At 67.3% G+C, this 15246-nt stretch carries 13 protein-coding genes and 1 pseudogene; 10 read left to right on the forward strand and 4 right to left on the reverse strand.

Annotation, left to right across the window (positions count from 1 at the left end):
• Positions 1-54 precede the first annotated feature (54 nt).
• On the forward strand, positions 55-258 hold the full coding sequence (locus M3M28_RS09200) for a hypothetical protein (RefSeq protein ID WP_249386176.1): 204 nt from the start codon (positions 55-57) through the stop codon (positions 256-258).
• Between the two features lie 48 nt (positions 259-306).
• Here M3M28_RS09200 and M3M28_RS12805 read toward each other — a convergent pair.
• Positions 307-600 (reverse strand): annotated as a pseudogene (locus M3M28_RS12805) (hypothetical protein); the annotation flags it as partial.
• Between M3M28_RS12805 and valS the strand changes: the two are divergent.
• Positions 578-3220 (forward strand): valine--tRNA ligase, encoded by a 2643-nt coding sequence (valS, locus tag M3M28_RS09205; RefSeq protein WP_249386177.1) that lies wholly within the window; start codon positions 578-580, stop codon positions 3218-3220. The pseudogene M3M28_RS12805 and the gene valS sit on opposite strands and share 23 nt — an antisense overlap.
• A gap of 16 nt (positions 3221-3236) precedes the next feature.
• Positions 3237-3614: a GntR family transcriptional regulator gene (locus M3M28_RS09210; RefSeq protein ID WP_249386178.1), complete on the forward strand. Its 378-nt coding sequence runs from the start codon at positions 3237-3239 to the stop codon at positions 3612-3614.
• A gap of 280 nt (positions 3615-3894) precedes the next feature.
• On the opposite strand, the gene M3M28_RS09215 is transcribed toward M3M28_RS09210, so the two are convergent.
• Positions 3895-4221 carry a hypothetical protein gene (locus M3M28_RS09215; RefSeq protein ID WP_249386179.1) on the reverse strand — a complete coding sequence of 109 codons (327 nt, stop codon included), beginning with the start codon at positions 4219-4221 and terminating at the stop codon, positions 3895-3897.
• A 59-nt stretch (positions 4222-4280) separates the two neighbouring features.
• Between M3M28_RS09215 and mshD the strand changes: the two genes are divergently transcribed.
• From mshD to pstB, 7 genes are all read left to right on the forward strand, one after another.
• Positions 4281-5132 (forward strand): mycothiol synthase, encoded by an 852-nt coding sequence (mshD, locus tag M3M28_RS09220; RefSeq protein ID WP_249386180.1) that lies wholly within the window; start codon positions 4281-4283, stop codon positions 5130-5132.
• Between the two features lie 149 nt (positions 5133-5281).
• Positions 5282-7396, forward strand: coding sequence for an RNA degradosome polyphosphate kinase (locus tag M3M28_RS09225; RefSeq protein ID WP_249386181.1), 2115 nt, complete (start codon positions 5282-5284; stop codon positions 7394-7396).
• Between the two features lie 66 nt (positions 7397-7462).
• A complete protein-coding gene (locus tag M3M28_RS09230; RefSeq protein WP_249386182.1) occupies positions 7463-8407 on the forward strand; it encodes an NUDIX hydrolase in 945 nt (314 codons plus the stop codon).
• Between the two features lie 232 nt (positions 8408-8639).
• On the forward strand, positions 8640-9755 hold the full coding sequence (pstS, locus tag M3M28_RS09235; protein WP_249386183.1) for a phosphate ABC transporter substrate-binding protein PstS: 1116 nt from the start codon (positions 8640-8642) through the stop codon (positions 9753-9755).
• Between the two features lie 139 nt (positions 9756-9894).
• A complete protein-coding gene (gene pstC, locus M3M28_RS09240; protein ID WP_249386184.1) occupies positions 9895-10854 on the forward strand; it encodes a phosphate ABC transporter permease subunit PstC in 960 nt (319 codons plus the stop codon).
• 13 nt (positions 10855-10867) lie between these two features.
• Positions 10868-12016: a phosphate ABC transporter permease PstA gene (gene pstA / locus M3M28_RS09245; protein WP_249386185.1), complete on the forward strand. Its 1149-nt coding sequence runs from the start codon at positions 10868-10870 to the stop codon at positions 12014-12016.
• A gap of 37 nt (positions 12017-12053) precedes the next feature.
• Entirely contained in the window at positions 12054-12833 is a 780-nt protein-coding gene (gene pstB, locus M3M28_RS09250; RefSeq protein ID WP_249386186.1) for a phosphate ABC transporter ATP-binding protein PstB, read from the forward strand.
• A 252-nt stretch (positions 12834-13085) separates the two neighbouring features.
• Here pstB and M3M28_RS09255 read toward each other — a convergent pair whose 3' ends face one another.
• Positions 13086-14117, reverse strand: a complete 1032-nt coding sequence (locus M3M28_RS09255) for a hypothetical protein (protein ID WP_249386187.1) — start codon at positions 14115-14117, stop codon at positions 13086-13088.
• 495 nt (positions 14118-14612) lie between these two features.
• A complete protein-coding gene (locus M3M28_RS09260; protein ID WP_249386188.1) occupies positions 14613-15239 on the reverse strand; it encodes a DNA-directed RNA polymerase subunit beta in 627 nt (208 codons plus the stop codon).
• Positions 15240-15246 lie beyond the last annotated feature (7 nt).

Consider the following 15246-nt stretch of genomic DNA (forward strand, 5'->3'; position numbering starts at 1 on the left):
CCCCCCGGGCAGCACGGCCTGCCGCGCGAGGATGCCGCTGATCGACTCCACGAAGTGCGAGCTCACCGCGCGGGTCAGTGTCGAGTCGACGGGGCTGCGCACCGACTGCTCGTACACCGGTCGAAAGCGACGAACGTGGTCGAGCACGTCGGCCATCGTCGCGCGGAAGATCTCGCCGCGCGGGCCATCCGACGCGTCGCGCAACTCGAGGTCGTGCTGCCGGGCCCGGTCGAGGTCTTCGCGCAGCACCTCGAGTAGCACTTCCTGTGGCGAGTCATAGTGGTCGTAGAAGGTGGCACGGTTAATGCCTGCGGCCTGCGTGAGCGACGCGACGGTGACCGAACTCGGGTCCTGTGCCGACGCGAGCTCAACGACCGCACGTTGCAAAGCACTCCGGGTGCGGAGGGTGCGTGGATCGGACATGAGAGCTCCTGACAGAAAGGATGCGCGCGCATCGTTGCGCTTTGACTTGAGCCTAGTCCGCGTCGGGCCCAAGCGCGGCGCCGCGCCGGTAGACTTGGGCGCACCTACAGCAGGCACCCCAGACTCGGTGCCGCCCATAGTGATCGGAGCACGAATGACGGCCACGCCCGCGAACATCCCGGACCGCCCCGCCCTCGAAGGTCTCGAGCAGAAGTGGGGTGACGCCTGGAATGCACAGGGCACCTACGCGTTCCGACGCGACGGCGCGACCCGCGAGCAGGTCTACTCGGTCGACACTCCCCCGCCCACCGCATCCGGTTCGCTGCACATCGGCCACGTGTTCTCGTACACGCACACGGATGTGGTGGCTCGCTACCAGCGCATGCAGGGCAAGCGCGTGTTCTACCCGATGGGTTGGGACGACAACGGTCTGCCGACCGAGCGTCGCGTGCAGAACTACTACGGCGTGCGCTGCGACCCGTCGCTGCCGTACGTCGAGGGCTTCGTGCCGCCGCACGAGGGTGGCGACGGCAAGAGCATCAAGGCCGCCGACCAGCAGCCGATCTCGCGCCAGAACTTCATCGAGCTCTGCCTGAAGCTTTCGGAAGAAGACGAGCGTGCCTTCGAAGAGCTCTGGCGCCAGCTCGGCCTCTCGGTCGACTGGACCCAGACCTACCGCACCATCGACGACGACGCGCGCCGCGTTTCGCAGCTCGCGTTCGTGCGCAACATCGAGCGCGGCGAGGCGTACCAGGACATGGCGCCGACGCTCTGGGACATCACGTTCCGCACCGCCGTCGCGCAGGCCGAGCTTGAGGACCGCGAGCAGCCGGGCGCCTACCACCGCCTCGCGTTCCACGGTGCCGACGGCGACGTGTTCATCGAGACGACCCGCCCCGAACTGCTGCCCGCGTGCGTGGCGCTCGTCGCGCATCCCGACGACGAGCGGTACCAGCCGCTGTTCGGCAGCACGGTGCGCACGCCGCTGTTCGACGTCGAGGTGCCGGTGCTCGCGCATCCGCTCGCGCAGCCCGACAAGGGTTCGGGCATCGCGATGATCTGTACTTTCGGTGACGTCACCGACGTCATCTGGTGGCGCGAGCTGCGCCTGCCGAACCGATCGATCCTTGGCGAAGACGGCCGCATCATTGCCGACGCTCCCGAGGCGATCACGAGCGAGCGTGGCCGTAAGGTCTACGCCGCGATGGCTGGCAAGACCGTGTTCAGCGCGAAGCAGGCCGTCGTCGAGGCGCTCACCGCGTCGGGCGAACTCATCGGCGAGCCGAACAAGATCTCGCACCCCGTGAAGTTCTTCGAGAAGGGCGACAAGCCCCTCGAGATCGTCTCGACGCGCCAGTGGTACGTGAAGAACGGTGCGAACGACGAGGAGCTGCGCGCGAAGCTGCTGCAGTTCGGCGAGCAGCTCGAGTTCTGGCCCGAGTTCATGCGCGTCCGCTACCTCAACTGGGTCGAGGGCCTCTCGGGCGACTGGCTCATCTCGCGCCAGCGCTACTTCGGCGTGCCGATTCCCGTCTGGTACCCGATCGACGCCGACGGCGTGACGCAGTACGACCAGCCGATCGTACCCGCGCCCGAGCAGCTGCCGGTCGACCCGTCGTCGGATGCGCCGGCCGGGTTCGACGCGTCGCAGCGCGGCCAGGCCGGTGGTTTCGAGGGCGAGCTCGACGTGATGGACACGTGGATGACCTCGTCGCTCACGCCGCAGCTCGCCGGCGGCTGGATGCGCGACGACGAGCTCTGGAACCTCGTCGCGCCGTTCTCGGTGCGCCCGCAGGGCCAAGACATCATCCGCACCTGGCTGTTCTCGACGCTGCTGCGCTCACTGCTCGAGGACGACCGCCTGCCGTGGGACAACGCGACCATCAGCGGCTTCATCGTCGACCCCGACCGCAAGAAGATGTCGAAGTCGAAGGGCAATGTGGTGACGCCGAAGGGCCTGCTCGACGAGCACGGCTCGGATGCGGTGCGCTACTGGGCGGCGTCGAGCCGCCTCGGCACCGACGCGGCCTTCGACCCGCAGCGCCCGACGCAGATCAAGATCGGCCGCCGCCTCGCGATCAAGGTGCTCAACGCCGCGAAGCTTGTGCTCGGCTACGAGGCCGGCGACGCCGGTGAGGCCGACGTGACGAACCCGCTCGACCAGGCGATGCTCGCGCAGCTGCGCGACGTGGTCGCCCAGGCGACCGTCGCGTTCGACGCGTTCAACCACGCGCGCGCCCTCGAGGTGACCGAGTCGTTCTTCTGGTCGTTCTGCGACGACTACCTCGAGCTCGCGAAGGAGCGCGCCTACGGTGGCGCGACCCCCGAGGGCCAGCGCTCGGCCGTGGCCGCGATGCGCCGCGCGGTCGACGTGCTGCTGCGCCTGCTCGCCCCGTTCATCCCGTTCGCAACCGAAGAGGTGTGGTCGTGGTCGAACGAGGGTTCGGTGCACCAGGCCGCATGGCCGACGGTCGAGGAGCTCGCGGCGGCCGGCGACGGCGACCCGCGGATGCTCGACCTCGCGTCGGCCGCGCTGACCTCGATTCGCGGGGCGAAGACCGCGGCGAAGGTCTCGCAGAAGACGCCAATGCTGCAGGCGACGTTCGTGACGAAGCCGGGCGGTGAGGGCGCAAGCGTGCTGTCGCTGCTCGAGGGCGCCGCGGGCGACATCGCCGCGGTGGGTCGCATCGAGTCGTTCTCGTTCACCGAGGGCGCGGCCGATGATGCCGCGTTCGCGGAGGGCGCGGTGCTCGACGTGCGCGACATCGAACTCGGCGAGCCGCCGGTCAAGAAGTAGCGGGCGGGCCGCTTCGATGACGATCGCCTTCGAAGGAATCGACGAGTCGTCCGCCGCGCCGCCGTACGAACAGCTGCGGATGCAGGTGGTCGCGGCGATTGCGGACGGACGGCTCGCGCCAGGCGACCGCCTCCCGTCGGTGCGCGCGCTCGCGAGTGAGATCGGCTTGGCCGCGAACACGGTGGCGCGCGCGTACCGCGAGCTCGAGGTCGACGGGCACGTCGTGACCGCGGGCCGCAACGGCACCCACATCGCGGAGCGCGAGCTCAGCGCGGCCGACGAGGCGCGCGCGTTGGCGCTGACCGTCGCGTTCCTGCGTGACATGCAGGCGCTCGGCATCGGCCCGGAATCAATCGAGCACCGCGTCGCGGCGGCCCTCCGGCCGCTGGCGTAGGGGTAGCGCGCGCGGAGCGCGGCCCTTGCTGGGCGCGACTGCGCATCCCGACCCGCGCATCCGTGACGCGGTTTTCTAGAAATGATGCGCTTACAACCGCGTCGATCCTAGAAAACCGCATCGCGACCGTTTCGGTCGGGTGCGCTCGTTGGTTGCTGTGACGCCAAGGTCCGGTGGTTCAGAAGCGGTCGGACGCATCGATGCAGCAACTAACGGATGCCCGGGCACAGCAATCCGCGGATGCCCCGGCCGGCAGCCCGCGCGGCCTCGACGCCCTGCGTTACGGGTTCAGGACCGTCGCGCTCGCGCCCATGAGCACGAAGACGAGCGAGGCGATCGCCATGACGACGCCCGCGCCGGTGAGGCTCAGCGCGAAGCGGTGGATGAAGCCCTCGGGCTTGCCCTCGATGAGCTGCATAATCGCGGTGAAGAACAGCAGCAACAGCATCGCGATGGGCACCCAGGTCAGCTGCCGCTCCGGTGACGCGAGCACCCCCACGAGCACCGCCGCGACCACGGCGACCGCCCATACGACCACGATGCGAAAGCGCGACGCCCGCGATTCGGGTCGCTCATCGGCCGCGCGCGGCGTGGGTGCATCGGACATGCGCCACAGTCTACGCAAGCTCACCCACACGCGTCACCGACGCCCACTACAGTGAAGCAATGGCCTCACCTCACCTCACCGCAGCAGATCTGGGCCCCGAATTCGAGGAGTTCAGCACCCTCATCACCACGGCCGATGGAGTCGCCCCGTTTAACGAGGCGACCCTGCTCAGCCCGGCCGACCGCGAGGCGCGCGTCATCCGCGGCGACAGCGGCGACATCGACGCCCTCGCGCTCACCCACACCCTCGACGACGGCACGATCGAAGCGGAGCTCGCCGTCGCCCCGACCGCCCGCGGACTCGGCCTCGGCCGCGAACTCGTCGACCGCATCCGCTCTGCTGGCCCGAGCGTGTTCTGGGCCCACGGCGACCTGCCGCAGGCCCAGCAGCTCGCGCAGAAGTCCGGCCTCACCGCCACCCGCCGCCTCTACGTGCTCGAGCGCCCGCTCACTGAAGACGACACGGCGCCGGCACAGCTGCCGCCAAGCGCGCACATCCGCCCCTTCAACGAAGAAAAGGATGCGCAGGCCTGGGTCGAGCTCAACGCTCGCGTCTTCCACGACCACCCCGAGCAGGGCTCGATCACCCGCGACGACCTCGCCGACCGCATCGCGCAGCCGTGGTTCTCGGCCGACAACTTCCTCGTGCTCGAGGGCGCGGGCGGCATTCTGCTCGGCTACAACTGGCTCAAGGTGACCGACGACGAGGCCGAAATCTACGTCGTCGGCGTGGCGCCCGAGGCCGCGGGCACCGGCTTCGGCAAGGCGCTCATGCAGGCCGGCCTCGCCCGCCTGCGCGAGACGGGCGCCGACACCGCGGTGCTCTACGTTGACGGCGACAACGAGCGCGCCGTCGAGCTCTACCGCAAGCTCGGCTTCACGCCGCGCTCGCTTGACGTGCAATACCGCTAACGCATCGCCACCGAGCCGCGCGCTTGCAAGCCGCCAGGCCCCACACAACCAAGCCGCCAGGCCGCGAACCACAACGCCACCACAACCACCCCAGGGCGCTCGCCCACTGCATTACCCACCGTTTACCGGCACTAGGAAAGATGCGTCTTATGGACACCGGAACCCCCGTGACGAACGACACGATCGGCCTCGACCGCTACATCGACCGCGAGACCAGCTGGCTCGCGTTCAACCAGCGCGTGCTCGAGCTCGGCGAGGACGCCAACGTGCCGCTGCTGGAGCGCACGAACTTTATGGCGATCTTCCCCTCGAACCTCGACGAGTGGTTCATGGTGCGCGTCGCGGGCCTGAAGCGCCGCATCGACACCGGCCTCGCCGTGCCGACCCCGGCGGGCGTCCCCCCACGCCAGGAGCTCGCGACCATCCGCGCCTCCGCGCGCGACCTCCAGATTCGCCACGCCGAGCACTTCCGCGACGAGATCCGGCCGAAGCTCGCGGCCGAGGGCATCCACATTCTCGCCTGGAACGACCTCAGCGCCGAGCAGCAGGCGAAGCTCACCGAGATATTCGGCACCGAGATCTTCCCCGTGCTCATGCCGCTCGCGGTCGACCCCGCGCACCCGTTCCCCTACATTTCGGGCCTCTCGCTCAACCTCTCGGTGCGCGTGCAGAACCCGGATGCGGGCAAGGCCGAATTCGCGCGGCTCAAGGTGCCGCCCATGCTGCCGCGCCTCTTCCCCCTCGACTCTCCCGAGGGCGAGACCTGGTACATCCTGCTTGAAGACCTCATCGCACAGCACCTCGACGCGCTCTTCCCCGGCATGCAGGTGCTCGACCACCACGCCTTCCGCGTCACCCGCAACGAAGACGTGACGATCGAAGAAGACGAAACCGAGAACCTCCTCCAGGCCCTCGAGAAGGAGCTGCTGCGTCGCCGCTTCGGCCCGCCGATCCGCCTTGAGGTGTCGGAAGACATGGACGACGAGACCCTCGCCCTGCTCAAGGACGAACTCGACGTCGACAACGACGCAGTCACGGTGCTGCCGAGCCCGCTCGACCTCACCTCGCTCTTCGCGCTCGGCCGCATCAACCGCCCCGACCTCAAGTTCGAGACGCACGTGCCGGTGACGCACCCCGCGTTCCGCACCTCCGACTCCGACGAGTCGGCCGACATGTTCCGCGCGATTGCCGAGCGGGATGTGCTCGTGCACCACCCGTACGAGTCGTTCTCCACCAGCGTGGTCGAGTTCATCGAGCAGGCCGCAGCCGATCCGGATGTGCTCGCCATCAAGCAGACGCTCTACCGCACCTCGGGCGACTCGCCGATCATCGCGGCGCTCATCAAGGCGGCCGAGTCGGGCAAGCAGGTGCTCGCGCTCGTCGAGATTAAGGCGCGCTTCGACGAGCAGAACAACATCGTCTGGGCCCGCAAGCTCGAGAAGGCCGGCGTGCACGTCGTCTACGGCCTCGTCGGCCTGAAGACCCACTGCAAGCTGCTGCAGGTGCTGCGCCGCGAAGACGGCAAGCTGCGTGCCTACAACCACATCGGCACGGGCAACTACAACCCGAAGACCTCGCGCATCTACGAGGACCTCGGCCTGTTCACCTGCGACCCCGAGGTCTCGGGCGACGTCACCCGCCTGTTCAACCAGCTCTCGGGCTACGCGATCGAGCGCGACTTCAAGCGCCTGCTCGTCGCACCGCTGCACCTGCGCAAGGGGCTGCTCGACCTCATCGAGCGCGAGCGCCAGGCAGCGCTTCGCGGTGAGGAAAGCCGCATCCGCATCAAGGTGAACTCGATGGTCGACGAGGAGATCATCGACGCCCTCTACGCCGCGGCGCAGGCGGGCGTACCGGTCGACATCTACGTGCGCGGCATCTGCGGCATCCGCCCCGGCGTGCCCGGCCTCAGCGAGACGATCCGCGTGCGCTCGGTCGTCGGCCGCTACCTCGAGCACTCGCGCATCTTCACGTTCCACAACGGCGGCGACACGCACACCTACATCGGCTCGGCCGACATGATGCACCGCAACCTCGACCGTCGCATCGAAGCACTCGTGCGCCTCGCCGACCCGCACCACGTCAAGGAGCTCGAGGACTTCTTCGACATGGGCATGTCGAACGACTACGCGACCTGGGCGCTCGAGGCGAGCGGCGAGTGGGTGCGCCGCAGCGTCGACGAGAACGGTCGCCGGCTGCCCGAGCTCCACGACGAGCTGATGCGTCGCATCCAGGCGCGACCGATGCGCCACGCCCTGCGTTAGCATTCGGAAGCACCCCCGCGCGGCCGAGCCCGCGCATCCTGATCGACCCTCTGGAGCACCTCCGCGATGACCACCGCACTTCGTGACGACACCGTCTATGCCTCCGGCGCCATTCTTTGGCGCATGGATGGTGAGAAGCCGCGGGTGCTCGTGATTCACCGCGATCGCCACGGCGACTACTCGTTCCCCAAGGGCAAGGTCGACCCGGGCGAAACGCTGCCCGAGACGGCGGTGCGTGAGATCCGCGAAGAGACCGGCTTTCGGGTGACGCTGGATGCGCCCCTCGGCTCGATCGAGTACACCCTGCCGAGTGGCCGGCCGAAGGAAGTCCACTACTGGGCCGCCGAGGTCTCGGCCGAGGAGTTCGCACGCAATCAGTTCGTGCCGAATGACGAGGTCGACAAGCTCGAGTGGATGGGCCTGAAGAAGGCCGGCAAGCACCTCACCTACGCGCGTGACAAAGAGCTGCTCGAGGTGCTGCGCGAACGCATCGAGGCGGGCACCGCACGCACCTTCGCGGTGATCGCGCTGCGGCACGCGCAGGCCGTGCCGCCGCTGTCGTGGCCCGGCAACGATGAGTCGCGGCCGCTCACCGCGCGCGGCCAGGAGCAGGCGGAGCAGGTCGCGGGCATCCTCGAGGCCTACGGGCCGAAGCGCATCGTGTCGTCCTCGGCAGTGCGCTGCCTCACGACCGTGAGCCCGGTCGCGGGTTCGCTCGGCCTCGTGCTGTCAAGCGAGCGGGCGATCTCGCAGTCGGCAGGCCCCGGCGATGGCGATGTCGACGAAGTCGTGCTCTCAGCGCTCGCCGAGCCGAGCACCGTCGTCATCTGCAGCCACTCACCGGTGATGCCCGACATCGTGCGCTCCGTCGCGCGCGCCTGCGGCAACGAGCCGGCGCCGCTGTCGCGCTACGCGATGCTCTCGACCGCCGAGTTCACGCTGCTGCATGTGCCCGCCGAGGGCACCGAGCGCGGCCTCGTCGCGGTCGAAACTCAGGGCCCGCGCATCTAGCACGCCTAGGGTGGGGAGAGTATCCCTACCCGCGCGAAATTCGCGCCGTGATCAGCGCCGATTCACGTTGCGTACGCATCAATGACAGATTGCATTCATTTCGCGCGGCCATCAGGGATCGTTCACCGTGCGTTCATGTTTCCGCTGCAAGCATGTCACCGCCCACGCATAGCTTCGGTTCACGAACCCGAACTGGTTCGAAACCACATACGTTTCTTATGGAGGAAACTCAATGAAGCTTTCGCGTGTTGGCGCATCGGTCGCCATGACCGCAATTGCCGCGCTCGCTCTTGCCGGCTGCGCTGGCGGCGACGCAGGTACCGATTCGACCGGCGGCGCTGACTCGACCGCTGCGTCGGGTGGTTCGCTCTCGGGCCAGCTCAACGCCACCGGCGCGAGCTCGCAGGAGCAGGCCGAGCTTAACGCCTGGGTTCCTGGCTTCCAGGGCGTCGAGTCGGGCGTGACCGTCAACTACGAGGCCACCGGCTCGGGCACCGGCCGCGAGAACTTCGTCGCCGGCTCGTCGGACTTCATCGGTTCGGACCGCCCCTACGACCTCGAAGAGATCGAGTCGAGCGAGTTCCCGCTCTGCGCCGATGGCAGCGACCTCGTCGAGTTCCCCGCCTACATCTCGCCGATCGCGGTTGCGTACAACCTCCCGGGTGTCGACGGCCTCAACCTTGACGCCGAGACCATCGCGAAGATCTACGCCGGCGAGATCACCACCTGGAACGACGCTGCAATCGCCGCGCTCAACGAGGGTGTCGAGCTCCCCGACACGACCATCACCGCCGTGCACCGCGCCGACACCTCGGGCACCACCGGCAACTTCACCGCGTACCTCACCGAGGCCGCTCCCGACGCCTGGACCTACGGCGACGAAGACGACTTCCCCGCCGACCTCGGTGGCGAGGCCGCGAACCAGACCGCTGGTGTTGCTGAGGCCGTTGCCGCTGGTGAGGGCACCATCGGTTACCTCGACGCTTCGGCGGCGACCGACCTCCAGACCGCGTCGATTCAGTCGGGCTCGGACTTCGTGCCGTACAGCCCCGAGGCTGCCGCGCAGGTCGTCGCTGGCTCGTCGCTCGAGGAGGGTCGCTCTGAGACCGACCTCGCCTACGCGCTCGACTACACCGGCGTTGACGGTGCCTACCCGATCGTCCTCGTGTCGTACCTCATCGGCTGCGCCGACTACCAGGACGACGCCAAGGGTGAGCTCGTGAAGGCGTACTTCAACTACGTGATCACCGCTGAGGCGCAGGACGCCGCTGCTTCGGTTGCCGGCAACGCCCCGATCTCGGACGAGATCCGCACCGCCGCGCAGACCGCGATCGACTCGATCCAGTAGTTCTCCTGCTGCGTTCTACGCGCTGAAGTAAGGTGCCCGGTGCCGTGCATTATGCCGGCCCCGGGCACCTACTGCGTAGAACATCCCGACACCTTGAGACTTACCTCTCCCCCACGTTTCATCGAGGAAGGCACGTCAGATGACCACCACTGACACGGCGACTCCGACGCCCCCGAGCCGAGTTAAAGCGGTTCGACGCGTCGGCGACACCGTCTTCGAGACCATTTCCACTACCTCCGGCGCGCTCATCCTGGCGATTCTCGCCGCCGTGTTCTTCTTCCTGCTCATTCAGGGCCTGCCCGCCCTCACGACCCCGGTCACCGAAGACTCCGCCGACTCGCTCCGCCAGAACGGCGGCTTCCTCGGCTACATCGGCCCGCTCGTCTTCGGCACCATCTGGGCCTCGCTGCTCGCGATGATCATGGCCTTCCCCGTCGGCGTCGCCGTCGCGCTGTTCATCAGCCACTTCGCGAGCCGCAAGTTCACCGGTGTGCTCGGCTTCGTCATCGACATGCTCGCGGCGATCCCCTCGGTCATCTTCGGTCTCTGGGGCATCCTCGTGTTCGCCCCGATCGCGGGCCCGCTCTACACCTGGCTCGGCGAGTACCTCGGCTGGTTCCCGCTGTTTGCCGGTAACCCCACCCCGACCGGCAAGAACATGCTCACCGCGGCGATCGTGCTCGCGATCATGATCCTCCCGATCATGACCTCGCTGAGCCGCGAGATCTTCCTGCAGACCCCGCGCCTGCACGAGGAGGCCTCGCTCGCCCTCGGCGCCACGCGCTGGGAGATGGTGCGCCAGGCGGTCTTCCCCTACGCATCCTCGGGTATGTTCGCCTCGGCGATCCTCGCCCTCGGTCGAGCGCTCGGCGAAACGATGGCCATCACGATGGTGCTCTCGGCGACCGGCGCGGTGTCGTTCCACCTGCTCACCTCCGAGAACCCCACGACCATCGCCGCATCCATCGCCCTCAACTTCCCCGAAGCGCACGGTCAGAACTCGTCGACGCTCATCGCCGGCGGTCTCGTGCTGTTCGCGATCACCCTGCTCGTGAACTCGATCGGCCGCTGGATCATCAGCCGCAACGTGAAGAAGTAGAGAGGAAGAGTTCATGTCTACTACCACGACTACTCCCGCGGCCCCGACGAAGGCACGCGTCAAGAACGCCCTCACCGCCGGTCACCTCACCGGCGCGCAGGTCGCCATGATCGCCGTTGGCGCGCTCGTCATCTCGACCGTGATCTTCGGCCTGCTCTGGCTCATGAGCGGCGACCCGTTCTTCATCTTCACCGAGCAGACCGGCAAGCTCACCCTCAACTTCAACTGGGGTGGCTGGCTCGCGCTCGGCGGCCTGCTCTACCTGCTCGGGGTGTACTTCATCTCACGCCAGGTCGAGGGCCCGCGTCAGGCGACGAATCGCTTCATTACGGGGCTGCTCACCGTTGCGTTCATCATCGCGATGATTCCGCTGCTGTCGCTCATCTTCACCCTCGTGGTGAACGGTCTGCCTGGCCTATTTGAGCCGAACTTCTGGACGCGCGATGCATCGGTGCCCGGCCAGCGCGGTGCGCTCAACTCAATCATCGGTACGCTCTGGATCACCGGTCTCACGACGCTCATGTCGGTGCCGATCGGCATCTTCACGGCGATCTACCTCGTCGAGTACGGCCGCGGTAACTGGCTGAGCAAGCTGCTCAACTTCTTCGTCGACGTGATGACGGGTATTCCGTCGATCGTTGCCGGTCTGTTCGCCTTCGCGCTGTTCATGATGTTCACGCAGATGGCCGGCGGTGACATCACCACGATCAAGAGCGGTTTCGTTGGTTCGATCGCGCTCATGGTGCTCATGATCCCGACCGTCGTGCGTTCGGCCGAAGAGATGATTCGCCTCGTGCCGATGGACCTCCGCGAAGCGTCCTACGCCCTCGGTGTGACGAAGTGGCGCACCATCGTCAAGGTTGTGCTCCCGACCTGCCTCGGTGGTCTCGTCACCGGTGTGCTGCTTGCCATTGCCCGCGTGATCGGTGAGACCGCGCCGCTGATGGTCGCCGCCGGCATGACGATCAACATGAACCTGAACCCGTTCCAGGGCGCCATGTCGACGCTGCCGACCCTCGTGTACCAGCAGTGGAAGTTCACCGGTGACGAGGCCGAGATGCTCTCGTGGGCCGGCGCGCTCGCGCTGCTGCTCATCGTCGTCGTGCTGAACATCATCGGCCGCATCATCAGCTACTACTTCTCGCCCAAGAAGGACCGCTAGGTCGCGGGCTTATCTTCGAAACAAAGGATCTTTCACAGTGTCGAAGCGTATTGAAATCAAAGACCTGGACATCTACTACGACAAGTTCAAGGCTGTCGAGGGTGTCAACATGACCATCGAGCCGAAGAGCGTCACTGCCTTCATCGGCCCGTCGGGCTGCGGCAAGTCAACCGTGCTGCGCACCCTCAACCGCATGCACGAGGTCATCCCCAAGGCGTGGGTTGACGGCGAGGTGCTCCTCGACGGCGACGACCTCTACGGCACCGGCGTTGACCCGGTGAACGTTCGCCGCCAGGTTGGCATGGTGTTCCAGCGCGCCAACCCGTTCCCCACGATGTCGATTCGTGAAAACGTGCTCGCCGGTGTGCGCCTCAACAACCGCCGCATCGGCGGCAACGAGGCAGCCGAGCTCGTCGAGAAGTCGCTGCGCGGCGCCAACCTCTGGGAAGAGGTCAAGGACCGCCTCGACGCTCCCGGTGGCGGCCTCTCGGGTGGTCAGCAGCAGCGTCTGTGCATCGCCCGCGCCATCGCGGTGAAGCCCGATGTGCTGCTGATGGACGAGCCCTGCTCGGCCCTCGACCCGATCTCGACGCTCGCGATTGAAGACCTCATTCACGAGCTCAAGACCGACTACACGATCGTCATCGTGACCCACAACATGCAGCAGGCCACTCGCGTCAGCGACAAGACCGGATTCTTCAACATCGCGGGCACCGGTAAGCCCGGCAAGCTCATCGAGTTCGACGACACTCGCACGATCTTCGAGAACCCGAGCAACAACCAGACCCAGGACTACGTGACCGGCCGCTTCGGCTAAGCCGCGCATCCTGTGCTTTGGCGGGCGCCCCACTTCCGGTGGGGCGCCCGCTTCGTTTCCACGGGGCGCCCCCTGCGCGGGTCCGCTCCCCCGGCCTCGCGCATCCCGCCTGGCCCGCGCATCCGTAGTTCGCTCCGCCGAGTCCCGGTCCCTCGAGCACGAGCTGGTGCCGCAGCACGGTGTCCCCAAAGTCCCACTTTTCCGCCAGAAATGGGACATCGGCGACACTAAGTCGCAGTCTCGGAGGGCTCGCTAGTGCGCAGACGGTGCGCCGGATGCGGCGGGCGGGTTCGTGCGCCGTGTCAAGACCGCTCGCAGGTCGGCGATGAGGGTACCGTCTTCGCCCATGGCGGTCACTGTGACGCGGACGTACTCGTAGCCCAGCGCCCGCAGCCGCCGTTCTCGCTCGAGGTCGCGCCGAAAGGTCTTCTCGTCGGTGCGGTGAACATCGCCCTCGTACTCGACGGCGATCATTGCCTCGCGATAGAGCAGATCGATCTCGGCCGACCAGTCCCCCGCGGGCGATTTCACGATGCCGTTCACCTCGGGCTCGGGAAGTCCGGATCGCACGAGCAGGAGCCGAAGCCGTGTCTCCATCGGCGACGCTACGCGACGGCGCGCTAAGGCGAGGGCCTGTCTCGCAATGCCGATTCCGGGGATCGAGCCCACTTCTTGCAGCCGCACCTCGAGTGTCTTCATCGTGGCTGCGGGCCGCTGATTCAATCTGAGGCCCGGGTAGTGAGACTTATTCGTCAGCAACGCGTCGAGCATCACGACGGCATCCTCAACCGTGAGGCTGCCGCAGCAACTGAGGAATGTCTCGACGGGCTGCAGGACCGGGAGCCGTCGAAACGTGCGGACCTGAAACATCGGCTTGCTGAGTCTGCGGCCGACGATTCCAACGCCCCGCGGCTTCGAGCGGCCGCGCGCGGCAGCAACGTAAATTTGCTGCGGTGATTCGTCGACGGCTTGCGGTAGTGCCGGTTGCGCCGGGGTGGCAGGAATCTGTGACGTGGGCCTGGGTTTCGGACTATCGGGATGCGGCAGTCCGTAGATTCGCGCGGCACTCTCGCCGCAGAACGCAGCACCCGCAGGGATGCGCGCGGCGTAGGCCCGTAGGTCGGCAAGCAGGTCGTTCGTGGTCGCCTTGGCCACGCGGACGCCACGGCGAGGCGTCGAGAGGCCTCGCCGTCGAAGCTGCGCCCGCGTCATGCCCGCGGCTTTGCCGGCCGCGACACTCAAGGGTGCGTGGATGAGCTGATGCGGGATGTCTGGGGAAGTCACGCGGGCAAGCTACCGCTCGCGACCCTGCTTGTGGTGTGGCTATCCACAGGTGCCGGAGGCGGTCCAAGAGTGTCCGCCACATCCCGCTTCAGAGCGAAAAAGTGGGACTTCAGGGACACCCTGCGGCGAGGCCCACCAAACCAGCCAGGCACCCAGTCGATGCCGCGACACAGTGTCCCCAACATCCCACTTCTGAGCGAAAAAGTGGGACAACGGTGACACTTTGCGGCGGGCGGGCGTAGCTAGCCGCCACCAGAGACGAAAAGTGCCGGACCGCAGAACGCCTCTCGGCGGAAGGCCGCTCGAAGCGGCAGAAATTGGAGCCCGGGGTTACTGCGGCCCGGCGTCGTCAATTCTACGACCCGAGCAGGAGCGCGCAAGGCGTGTTCGCCCCTCGCGAGCATGCGGGCGCGTCGCGTTGCGCTCGCGCCGACGCGGCCCGAACATCCAGCAGGCGCCACGCGGGCCCACCCGAGCCCGCGCGCATCCGTGCCGCTAGTCGAGGGCGCCGACGCGCCAGAGTTTCGCGCTTGTCGCGAGGTCGCGCGCGAAGTCGAGGTAGCGCGCGCCTCGGCGCAGCGCGGCGGATGCTCGGCTCGGGTTCGTGTGTTCGTCCGACTCGGCGACTGCGGCGGCTCCCTGCGACATGACGGCGCAGAAGGCGGCGGCGCGGTCGAGGGCATCCGCGAAGTCGCCCGTGAACGCGCCACGCAGGATCGTCTCGATGAGCGACTGCAGTTCGGCCGGCCCGGTGGGCTCGACCGCGCCGGCGACGACGTGGTTGATCGACACGTCGACCTCGGCGCCACGGCGGTAGAGGTAGCTCGCGTTCGCGGCATCTTGCGTCACGGCGGCGTGCACGAGGTAGAGCCGCCACAGCGAGCCGGGCAGGCTCTGGGCCGCGGCCGGCGCCCACAATTGCACGAGGTCGTCGAGGCCGTTGTGGTTCGCGTAGCGCACGGTGCGTTCGACCACCTCGGGATCTTCGCTCTCGTGCACGCGGTTGAGCAGCGCGTGCGCGGTGTCGTGCGCGACACGCTTCACGGCAGCGGGGTCGGGAGCGCCCTCGAACACGTCAAACGCCTCGATGGGCATCCGCACCGGTCGATGAAAGCGTTCCACAGCAACT

It is taken from the genome of Gulosibacter sediminis (assembly GCF_023370115.1).
In the GTDB taxonomy this organism is placed as follows: Bacteria; Actinomycetota; Actinomycetes; order Actinomycetales; family Microbacteriaceae; genus Gulosibacter; species Gulosibacter sediminis_A.